The following is a 551-nucleotide window of genomic DNA, read 5'->3' on the forward strand; positions in this document are numbered from 1 at the left end:
AGATCCTGTTGTGCACCGCGGGCGATGTGCGGGTCGAATGCGAGGGCGAGTCGGTGACGCTGAAGCCCGGCGACTCGGCGTGGCTGTCGGCCTGCGATCGGCGGCCGGCCGTCCACGGTTGTGCCGCGGACACGCAGGTCTTCCGGGCCCGCCTCGGCGAGGTGTCGGCATCGGTGGTCGACGAGTCCTGAGCCCGGGTCCCGGTCGGGACCGATTCGAACGGAAGGCGAGCCTGCACGGCTCGCCTTCGTCGTTTCCCGCCACGTCTCGCGAGATTTACAAATTCGATCAAATGTCTAGACCTCGGACGAATACCGCTCTAGAGTCAAAGTATGAGTGGTGTGCGTCACCAAAGGGTGGTGTGCTCTGCGTTATCGACGGTGATGAGGAGGCCCGACATGAGTACGGCATCGGCGGATTCGGTGGAGCGGCCCGATCTCCCATGGCGCGACCGCAAACGCCATCTGTGGCTTCTGGGGCTGGTGCCTCCGACCGCCCTGTTCGTCGCCGCCGCGCTGGTGTGGGGCGGTAACCAGCTCGGACTGCAGAGC

At 65.7% G+C, this 551-nt stretch carries 2 pseudogenes; both read left to right on the top strand.

The window, feature by feature from the left end:
• Positions 1-191, top strand: a pseudogene (locus tag R1101_RS28985) (mannose-6-phosphate isomerase, class I); the annotation flags it as partial.
• 207 nt (positions 192-398) lie between these two features.
• Positions 399-551 (top strand): annotated as a pseudogene (locus R1101_RS30520) (alkane 1-monooxygenase); the annotation flags it as partial.

Origin of the sequence: Rhodococcus sp. R1101, from assembly GCF_000278445.1 — a bacterium.
Lineage (GTDB): Bacteria > Actinomycetota > Actinomycetes > Mycobacteriales > Mycobacteriaceae > Rhodococcus > Rhodococcus gordoniae.